Raw genomic sequence first — 6931 nt, 5'->3', positions numbered from 1 at the left:
CCCCGCCGCCACACCAGATAGAACAATGGCTAAAGCTGCAGCCTGCTCAGGCCGTTCACCGTCAAACATTAGCAAGCCGCCCGCGCCCCACACGCATCCTGTCAGAAATACCGTAAGGACAAACAAACGCAGCCAACGTGGGTGCTCTTGGTCAGTTGAAGAGGCGCGTAAAAAGTAGACGGCTATTCTTAAGCGTAACCCATAAACCAATAATATCGCCATAAGCCAGCCCAGCAGTACAACGGCGCTCACCATTTCTTTCATAAGAAATGCTAATAAAATAGCGCCTAAGACACCCGCGAAAACGGGCTGCCAAACATTGCCATATAGCAAACGTATTTTTTCGTTACGAAGATGTTGTGAACGATTTTTCGCGTCGAATGAATCATCCATTTACAACCTTCCATTTGTTTTTTGCAACATGTCGAAAAACTTAGAAAAAACAAGTAATTCATATAAAAGCGTCGAGCTAGGTTAGGTGCAAAAGAAGAGGCTCGGATAACCTGATGAGGTCAGAATAAAGAAAAGGCTAATACTTAGCACTTCAAAAATTGTTAAATTTCATGAACTTCAAAAAACGCTAATTTCACTACCTATCTAAAATTAAATGCACCTCAGCTCTTGGAAGTTACTCCAATAGCTGGGTGCAGCTTAAACGGACAGTTTTAGAAATTACTGCTTAATGGAAAAGCTTAAGGCTGGAGGCGGCGCCTCCGGTAGTAAGGCACTGCAGGCGTTCACTTTTTCCAGCAGTTCGGCATGGTTGGGCGCGAGGATATTGACGTGGGCGAGCTTGCGGCCGGCGCGCTCAGCTTTGTCATAGCGATGCAGGTGGGTATTAGCAAGCGCCAGAATCGCGGCGTTGTCGCCTTCACGACCAACCACATTAATCATGCAGGTGGGCGCAATCGCCTGGGTATCGCCTAAGGGCAAGCCCTGTATCGCGCGCAGATGGTTTTCAAACTGGCTGGTCACTGCGCCATCCATCGTCCAGTGGCCGGAGTTATGCACGCGGGGTGCCATTTCGTTAGCGAGCAGGCTACCATCGCGGGTTTGAAACAGCTCTAGCGCTAGCACGCCCACGTAATCAAGCTCATCCAACAGCGCACGAATATAGCCATCAGCGGTTTGCTGCACGCTAGCATCCAGATCCGGTAGCGGCGCCACGGAGTAGCGCAGGATGCCACCCACATGCTGGTTTTCGGCCATGGGATAGAACACCACCTCACCATCGCGACCGCGCACGGCAATCATCGAGACTTCCCGCACGAAATCGACAAATGCTTCAACAACTAACTGAGAGTGGCCAATAGCACTCCACGCGTCGCCAGCCTGCTCGGGCTGCTTCAAGACTGCCTGGCCTTTACCGTCGTAGCCTTCAGTGACCGATTTAGCCACTACCGGGCAACCCAATTCACGGGCGGCCGCTTCGAGCTGCTCGGCGCTCTCGACCACCCGGTAAGCGGGCGTGGGGATGCCTAAACGATCAAACAGCGTCTTCTCCTCGACCCGGTTCTGGCACACTTCAATGGCGCGGCTGCTGGGATAGACCGGTTTGTGCTGTTCAATCTCGCGCACCAGTTGAACGGGCAGGTGTTCGAACTCGTAGGTCACCACGTCCACCTTGGCCAAAAACTCAGCCAAGTGCTGGTTGTCAGGATCGACAATCACATCACCAATCCCAGCACTGGGATTACCCGTAGTATCTAAAAAAGTGAACCGATTACCCAGCGGATAACCCGCTAGTGCCAACATGCGACCTAATTGACCTGCACCCAGTACGCCAATGTTTTTTGCAATACCAGAGTTCATAGCCAGGCTCCTTATTCTGCTTCCGGCTCTGGGCGCGGATCAGGGTTATCAAGGACTTTCTGTGTCTGCTCAGCACGAAACGCTTCAACCGCGCTGCGTACGGTTGCATCTTGCAGGCCAACAATCTGCGCTGCTAACAAACCTGCGTTGGTTGCGCCCGCTTTGCCAATCGCCAGGGTGCCCACCGCGATGCCGCCGGGCATCTGGGCAATGGAGAGCAGTGAATCCAAGCCTTTAAGGGCTTTCGACTCCACCGGCACACCCAACACGGGTAGCGGCGTTTGCGAGGCCACCATACCTGGCAAGTGGGCAGCGCCGCCTGCTCCTGCCACGATAACCTGCAAGCCACGCTCGGCAGCACTCTTGGCATAATCGAACAGCAGGTCAGGCGTGCGGTGCGCCGAGACCACACGGGTTTCATAAGCCACGCCCAAACGCTCCAGCATGGAGACAGCATGCTCCATAACCGGCCAATCAGACTTGGATCCCATGATCACGCCCACCTTGGGTGCGCTGTTCGACGACATGCAAAACTCCTCGGCCCAACGGCCTAAAAAAAGCGAAACTAAATTAAAAAACAGCGTGCGCTGCATCAGGCACACATCAAAATTGGAAGGCGGATAGTCTACCAGAGCCACGGCGTTTGCGGGCTTTGTCGAGGTCGTGAAATTTTCATCAAAATAGGCATTGAAATACGCACCGGTTGGCGGCATTGTGTGATTGTCATTTCAGACTGATGGAGCCACATGAGCACGGCACGCGCAACTGCCACTGCGGAACAGCTTGATCCTCCGCGAAGCAGCCCTGACCTCGACGTCAGGGAACTTGAAAAACGTACGCGATTAATGCGTATTATCACGCGTCTGATCGCCGTATCAGACCTAGGAAGCCGAGAAATTGCCCGCCGGGCAGGGCTTCCCGTTCAGAAAATCAGCGACCTGCTCGCCGGAAGGCTTGAGCACCTGGGAGTGGATGAACTTCACGCCCTGCGTCGCACCCTAGAGCTGGAGGCGCCATAGCAGACACTTTTTTCTGCTGTTCCCACTTCTCCACTCCACGCAGGCCGCCTCCCGGCGGTCTGCCAAGAAACTTTTTCCTTCTCGCTCAAGCCCTATCTCAAGTGTTTTCTCAAGCCCTACTCCGAGCTTACTTCACTTCGTTCGTGATAGCTGTTTATGTGTCATTGCTCACGGCGCAATCGCAATTCCCCCAAAGGCTACAACAGCCACCACTACCAAAGCGGGCAGCTTCCATACGGTTAAGAGCAAGAAACCGGTGAGCGCCAGCGCAAACTCCTCTGCACCAATGATTGCGCTCGTCCACACCGGCTGATAAAGCGCTGCGCCTAAAATACCGACCACCGCTGCATTGGCACCGCGCATCAGTGCCTGGGCACTATCCCACTGACGAAATTGATTCCAGAAAGGCAGCACGCCCACCAACAACAAAAAGCCAGGAATGAAGATGGCCAATAGCGCTAGCAAGGCGCCGACTAAACCATTGATACCAGGCAGCAGCGCACCTAAGTATGCCGCAAACGTAAACAGCGGCCCCGGTACCGCCTGGGCAGCCCCGTAACCGGCTAAAAACTCATCCGGCGTCACCCAGCCCGACTGCACCACTTCCGCTTCCAACAGCGGCAGCACCACATGCCCACCGCCAAACACTAATGCACCAGACCGGTAAAATGCATCGGCGATATCTAGCCAAGCTGCCGTTCCCGCCAGTAGCGGCAGCAGAATCAACAGTCCAGAAAATAGCCCCAGCGCCACCATGCCTGCCTTGCGCGATACTGGAAAATGCAGCGATTCACTTGCTGTGGCAGCAGCACTATTGCGACACAGCGCTAGTCCGACCAAGCCGCCCAACACAATCGCTGCGACCTGGCCCAGCGGGCCGCTTACCAACACCACCGTAAATACCGCCGCAAGCGCAATGCCCGTGCGGGTTTTATCCGGGCAGAGATTACGCGCCATGCCCCACACGGCATGGGCCACAATCGCTACTGCCACGACTTTTAAGCCGTGAATAATACCACTGGCAATAGGGCCATCCAGCACCGCCGCACCAAATGCAAACAGCATCAGGATGATCGCTGAGGGCAGCGTAAACGCCAGCCACGCCATGGCAGCCCCCCAAGGCCCCGCACGCAATAGGCCAAGTGCAAAGCCCACCTGGCTGCTGGCTGGCCCCGGCAAGAACTGACACAGCGCCACCAGATCAGTGTAGGCGCTTTCAGTTAACCACTGGCGCCGCTCGACAAAGGCCGTGCGAAAATAACCAAGGTGCGCTACCGGGCCGCCAAAGGACGTTAATCCGAGCGCTAAAAATACCCAAAACACCTCACCTATGCGCCCGCGTGCCTGCGTTTGCTCCATCATGTTGGCCACCTGTTATCCCATTAAAAAAGCGCAAGGCTCTTATAATAAGCCTTGCGCTTTAATTCTTTATGACAGCATGCTCATGACGATGCGTTCATAGCGGCAACGCGGATTACTCCTGGTCGGTCACCGCACCGGTGCTGGCCGAGCTAACCAAGCATGCATATTTAGCCAGCACGCCGCGGGTATAGCGGGGTTCTGGCTGCTGCCAGGCGGCGCGACGGCGCATCAGCTCTTCATCGGAGAGGTCAACGTCGATGGTATCCGCTTCTGCATCAATGGTGATGGTATCGCCATCCTCTACCAGCGCCAGCGGGCCGCCATCAAAGGCTTCCGGGGACACATGGCCGACCACAAAACCGTGGCTGCCACCGGAGAAGCGCCCATCGGTAATCAGCGCCACATCGTTACCCAAACCACGGCCCATAATCGCCGAGGTCGGTGTGAGCATTTCGCGCATACCGGGGCCACCTTTCGGCCCTTCGTAGCGAATCACCACCACATCGCCTGCAACGACGGTGCCATCGTTAATGCGCGCCTGGGCCTCTTCTTCCGAGCCGAATACCCGCGCTGAACCAGAGAAGCGAGTGCCCTCCTTACCGGTAATCTTTGCAACCGCACCTTCCGGTGCCAGATTGCCATAGAGCATGCGCAGATGGCTTTCGGTTTTAATCGGATTGCCCAGCGGTGCGATGATCGGCGGTTCGGCAGGATAAGGCGCAACCTCAGCCAGGTTCTCTTCCAGCGTTTTACCCGTGACGGTCAAACAGTTGCCGTTGAGCAGACCCGCGTCCAGCAGGATCTTCATCAGCGGCTGAATACCGCCAATCGCCACCAGTTCGCTCATCATATAGTGGCCGCTGGGGCGCAGGTCAGCGAGTACCGGAACACGCTTTCCAATCTCGGTGAAATCGGCCAACGACAGCTCAACGCCGATGGTGCGCGCCATGGCGATCAGGTGCAGCACCGCATTGGTCGAACCGCCCAAAGCGATAGTGACCGTAATGGCATTCTCAAACGCCTCGCGGGTCATGATATCGGAAGGCTTGATATCGTCAGCTAACAGCGACAGCACCGCTTCACCGGCTGCTTTGCAGTCGTCGCGCTTCTCCTGGGAGATGGCGTTCTGTGCTGAGCTACCGGGCAGGCTCATGCCCAAGGCTTCAATCGCCGAGGCCATGGTGTTGGCGGTGTACATGCCGCCACAGGAGCCGGGGCCCGGAATGGCGGTCTCTTCGATATTTTTGAGTTCGATGAGGTCGATATCACCACGGGAGTGGGCGCCCATGGCCTCAAAGACCGAAACGATATCGGTATGGCCTTTACCAGGCATAATGGTGCCACCGTAAACAAACACGCTGGGGCGGTTTAAGCGCGCCAGGCCCATCAGGCAGCCCGGCATGTTTTTATCACAGCCGCCAATGGCCACCAAGCCATCAAAGCCTTCGCAGCCCGCCACGGTTTCAATGGAATCGGCGATCACTTCCCGCGATACCAATGAGTACTTCATGCCTTCGGTGCCGTTGGCAATACCATCGGAAATCGTAATGGTATTGAAAATCACACCTTTACCACCGCCTGCATCGGCGCCATCGCGGGCAAACTCGGCCAGCTCATTAATATGGCTATTGCAGGGCGTCACCATGCTCCAGGTAGAGGCAATGCCCACCTGAGGCTTCTTGAAATCTTCGTCGTTAAAGCCCACGGCGCGCAGCATGGCGCGGCTGGCGGCTTTGCCGGGGCCATCGACCACTTGGGAAGAGTGGCGGCGGGAATGATTAGTCGGCTCGGTCATTGGAATTTTCTCTCAGTATTGCTCACAGTATCCGCATAGCTTGGCGATATATATCGCATCCCGCAAGATGATTAACTCCTGACACCATAGCGCTCCCCCATCGTTTCTTTGCTTTTGATTAGGCGTTAACCAAAGTTGACACCCGCAGAGTTGCCAACTATAGTTATCACCATGATCGAGTTGATTAAAACTGATGTCTTCGATAGATGGCTACGCGAGCTTCGCGATGTTCGTGCCCGCGCCAAGGTTGAAGCCCGCATCCGACGTTTGAGTCTGGGCAACCCTGGAGATGTGAAGCCGGTCGGTAAAGGCGTTTCTGAACTGCGAATTCCTTATGGGCCAGGCTACCGCATCTATTATAATACCAAGGGGCCAGTAATCGTGGTTCTGCTGTGCGGTGGTGATAAAGCCACCCAATCCCACGATATCGAACTAGCCAAAGCCATTGCCGCGCTTGGAAGGAGTAACCCCATGACCGTTCCTAATGTCACTTTCAGTCACTACGATACTGCTGATTATCTTCAAACTGAGGAAGATATTGCGGCCTACCTTGATGCAGTAATGGAAGAAAATGATCCTGCTCTTCTTGCCGCCGCACTTGGTGATATCGCCCGTGCCCGCAACATGAGCCAACTCGCCAAAGACGTTGGAATGAGCCGGGAAGGGCTCTATAAAGCTCTTTCGGGGGAAGGCAATCCTGCATTTTCGACCATCAGCAAGGTCGCTAACTCCTTAGGGTTGCGCCTATCTATTAAACCGCTATAGCAGTCAGAAGAGTGCCGCTAGGACGCTTATCGCGAATTCTTACACTCCATGGATGCTTTAAGGCGCCACCCCGCCTCTTGCCTGAAGCTCCTTGGCACGCCAACATGGCGCCAAGCTGACACATCAACAAATCTTAGCCACCCCGCACCATACATGAAGGCACCATCCATTAAGGAAT

General features: G+C 55.1%; 6 protein-coding genes and 1 pseudogene. 2 read left to right on the top strand and 5 right to left on the bottom strand.

Annotation, left to right across the window (positions count from 1 at the left end; translation table 11 throughout):
- The 3 genes and pseudogenes from JI62_RS22830 to purE form a co-directional block, all read right to left on the bottom strand.
- Positions 1-393: pseudogene (locus tag JI62_RS22830) on the bottom strand (sensor domain-containing diguanylate cyclase); the annotation flags it as partial.
- A 279-nt stretch (positions 394-672) separates the two neighbouring features.
- Entirely contained in the window at positions 673-1812 is a 1140-nt protein-coding gene (locus tag JI62_RS04680) for a 5-(carboxyamino)imidazole ribonucleotide synthase (protein WP_088699051.1), read from the bottom strand.
- A gap of 11 nt (positions 1813-1823) precedes the next feature.
- Positions 1824-2339, bottom strand: a complete 516-nt coding sequence (gene purE, locus JI62_RS04675; protein ID WP_022522693.1) for a 5-(carboxyamino)imidazole ribonucleotide mutase — start codon at positions 2337-2339, stop codon at positions 1824-1826.
- A 219-nt stretch (positions 2340-2558) separates the two neighbouring features.
- Here purE and JI62_RS04670 point away from each other — a divergent pair, with 219 nt between their 5' ends.
- Positions 2559-2831, top strand: a complete 273-nt coding sequence (locus JI62_RS04670) for an XRE family transcriptional regulator (protein ID WP_008958942.1) — start codon at positions 2559-2561, stop codon at positions 2829-2831.
- Between the two features lie 168 nt (positions 2832-2999).
- On the opposite strand, the gene chrA is transcribed toward JI62_RS04670, so the two are convergent.
- Both chrA and ilvD read right to left on the bottom strand, forming a co-directional pair.
- Positions 3000-4193, bottom strand: a complete 1194-nt coding sequence (gene chrA / locus JI62_RS04665; RefSeq protein ID WP_170938475.1) for a chromate efflux transporter — start codon at positions 4191-4193, stop codon at positions 3000-3002.
- A 112-nt stretch (positions 4194-4305) separates the two neighbouring features.
- Positions 4306-5988, bottom strand: coding sequence for a dihydroxy-acid dehydratase (gene ilvD / locus JI62_RS04660; RefSeq protein WP_088699049.1), 1683 nt, complete (start codon positions 5986-5988; stop codon positions 4306-4308).
- 171 nt (positions 5989-6159) lie between these two features.
- Here ilvD and JI62_RS23180 point away from each other — a divergent pair, with 171 nt between their 5' ends.
- On the top strand, positions 6160-6753 hold the full coding sequence (locus JI62_RS23180; RefSeq protein WP_430750711.1) for a type II toxin-antitoxin system RelE/ParE family toxin: 594 nt from the start codon (positions 6160-6162) through the stop codon (positions 6751-6753).
- The last annotated feature ends 178 nt before the right edge of the window (positions 6754-6931 follow it).

Source organism: Halomonas campaniensis (genome assembly GCF_002211105.1).
Lineage (GTDB): Bacteria > Pseudomonadota > Gammaproteobacteria > Pseudomonadales > Halomonadaceae > Vreelandella > Vreelandella campaniensis_A.
The sequence above is the reverse complement of the archived record's forward strand: the minus strand, read 5'-3'. Positions and strand labels throughout refer to the sequence as shown.